Annotated in this window: 1 protein-coding gene; it reads right to left on the bottom strand. The window is 60.2% G+C overall.

Going from position 1 to position 3,031, the window contains the following annotated elements; translation table 11 throughout:
- On the bottom strand, positions 1-2,944 hold a 2,944-nt coding region (locus BFP96_RS10455; RefSeq protein ID WP_139113387.1), incomplete at its 3' end, for a DUF6531 domain-containing protein.
- Between the last annotated feature and the right edge of the window lie 87 nt (positions 2,945-3,031).

Raw genomic sequence — 3,031 nt, 5'->3', positions numbered from 1 at the left:
TCTTTTCCAGCAGGTTGCCGTTGAGGTCGTAGGCGTAGGCGGTGCGTTGGCCGTCGAAGCCGGTTTCCTGTCGGATCAGGCCGTTGGGGTGGTAGTCCAGTTGATAGGTTTCGCCAACTTCGTTTTCGATTTCAGTTAGCAAAAGGCGGGCGTTGTCGTAGCGATACTTGACCTGAGTGCCGTCGGCGTTGATGCGGCGGCTGATCAGGTGCAGGCCGTCGGCGTATTCGTAGCGGGTGACGTGGCCGAGTTCATCGCGTTCGGCGATGATTTTTCCGTAAGGGTTGTAGCTGAACTCCCGATAAGTACCGTCGGATTGGGTCAGTTTCAGCAGGCGCCCTACCGCGTCCCATTGATACTGAGTCAGCGCGCCAAGCTCATCCTCACGCGACAATTGCCGGCCCAGATCGTCATAGCGATAACGCATGATGCTTCCATTGGGCAACTGTTCTTCAACAAGCTGCCCACGCTCATTCCACACCAGCCGATGACAACTGTTGTCGGGATACCAGACCCCGGTCAGTTGCCCTTGCTTGTCGTAGCTGTAGTCCGTCGCGTCGCTGTCCGGATCAATCCTGCGGATGACATCGCCTTGCTCATTACGCTCGTATTTCCAAACCGCCTCACCACGCCGCACGACCCGTACGAAACCATTGTCATGCTCGTAGGATGTCGGCTCATCCTCACCCGGAAACAGCGCGACCAAGCGACCGGCGGCGTCGTACTGATACGCCGTCACCGCGCCCAGCGGGTCCTGCTCGACGGTCAGTCGGCCCTTGTCGTCGTAGGATTTGAAATGCTGCGCGCCGTCCGGATCAATGCGTTGCACCAACCGCGCCCGGGCATCGTGGACATACACTTCCTGGCTGCCATCGGCGTTGTGCACGTTGACGCTGCCGTCATCGCTCCATACATAGCGCGTGTCCATCTGCGAAAAACTGGCCCAGTGCCGGACACAGCGCGCGGCTTTACCAGACCTTTCCCACGCCCAAAAGAAACTCGCCCCACCGGCCAATTGCCGCTCAAGAATGACGTGCTGTTCGTCGTACCGATAAGCCTCGCGTTCACCGACGGCATTGGTCGCCGACACCAGTCGTCCGGCGTCGTCGTAGGCGTAGGAAACGACGTTCTGCTCGGTTACCCAAACGAAGGGCTCATGGCCTTTGGCGCGATGAACCTGGTAGTCCACCGCCACAATCCGACCTAACTCGTAGCGCAAAAGCAAAGAGCGCCCGGTACCGTTATCCAGCCGCTCAATACGCCCTAACCGATCCCGGAAAATGCGCAATCGGTTGTCATACGCATCGCTGATCGCCGTCAGCACGCCGTCTTGAAAGTGATAAAACCGAGAGGACTGGGCCAGCACCAACTCGTCAGGCGCCGAGCCCAAATAAATCGCCGCTTCCGCCAGACTGTTGGTAATCGCCGGTCGAGCCACCGTCGGCAAGGGCAGGGTGGTCGAGCGGTTCTCATGGTCGGTCCACACCACCGAATCGCCTGAAACTACAAGCCGATGCGCCAGCGCATGACTCCAGCCAAACCCCAACCCGCAATCCACGTCCACCGCACTGGTGCGATACAAGCGCGTCCACTCGAACGGCAAGATGCCGTCCAGCGCGCCATCGGTCAGAGTCAGCAGTTCCTCGCCGGTGACCATCGACACCGGGCAACCGTTCGTAACGGTTTTATCCGCAGAAGCCGCCGCATCGCCCTTCGGATTCGACGCCACGGCAGGCACATCATCCACCGGCTCCTGGCGCACCAACGCCGTACGCTGCGTTTTGTTGCGAACCATCGGCACCGGATTCGAAACCAGATGCTCGCCCGCCTTCAACGGCGCTACCGGCACTGCCTTGATCGGCGTCGCCGCGCTGCTCAGCAGCAGCGGTTTGGCCGTCTGCACATGGGTTTCCAGCCCAGGCCCCGGCACCTGCCTGGCCAGCAACTCCAACAGCGCCCGCGCCCGCCCGGACTTGATAGAACTCAACACCTGAGCCCCCAGCCGAAGCTGCACCCCCATCCCCCGCGTGGCCCATATCAGCAACAGGTTGATCAGGACTTCGCCGGTGAGCTCACCCAACAGCTCGTACATTTCGGGCGGCGGCTGCAGGCGTATCCAACTGACCATCGCCGACAAATAGATAAACAGCAGCGGCTCATCGCTGAGCACCAGAAAGCCTTGGGCGAGTGTGTCCTTGCCCAGTTTCAGCAGTTCATCGAGTTCGGCTTGGGAAAGGTACTGCAGCAGCTTTTCGCTGTTGGACTTAAGGTTCGCCAGCAGGTCGTACAGCTCGGTGATGTTGTCCCACAGGTTGTAAAAGGCCTGGCCAATCCCGCTTGCAAAGGCCGCACCCTGTTTCACGCTGCGCTTGAAGGACGGGGCTTTGGCAAAATCGGCCCATTGAGGCTCGAAGCGCTCGCGCCACTGCTTGCGCAGATCCGCTTCCAGTCCGGCAATCACCGACTGGTAGGACGCATACAGCGCCTTGACGTGATCTTTGGAAACATTGGGGTAGAAAGTGACTCGGTATCGCTGGTCGCGAGTACATTCGGGCACTTCAAGCATGCCGCTGGGGCCGATGGTGCGGTGCAGCGGCGCGCCAATGGGCGTGCCGTCCGGTGCAATGGCTTGCAGCGTGACCGGCGTGTTGCCGATAGGGACGAAGCGGGTGCTCTCGAACAGATGCACCAGGGTCAGCCCACCCTGGGCCTTGCATTGAGCGACGGTGCGACTGGGCGTGTCGGAAGAGATCGGCGCGACCAGTGCGACGTCGTCACCGACCTTGAACACCTGCTCGACTTCCAGTGCCGAGCCACTGAAAAAGCTGTCGGCCCACGCGTCGAAGGTGTTCAGGCAATTGCGCAAATCCCCAAGCACGTTTTCAACATCCGGCGCTTTGGGGTCCATGGGGGCCAGGACGAAGCTGGCCAGCGCCGGAATCAAAACACAGCCCCAATAACCGGGGCTCTAACGAAAAGAACCATCTGCAATCCCTCGCACTGAATGATCAGGCGAGGGACTTTGCAGCGG

It is taken from the genome of Pseudomonas sp. 34 E 7, assembly GCF_900005715.1.
In the GTDB taxonomy this organism is placed as follows: Bacteria; Pseudomonadota; Gammaproteobacteria; order Pseudomonadales; family Pseudomonadaceae; genus Aquipseudomonas; species Aquipseudomonas orientalis_A.
The sequence above is the reverse complement of the archived record's forward strand: the minus strand, read 5'-3'. Positions and strand labels throughout refer to the sequence as shown.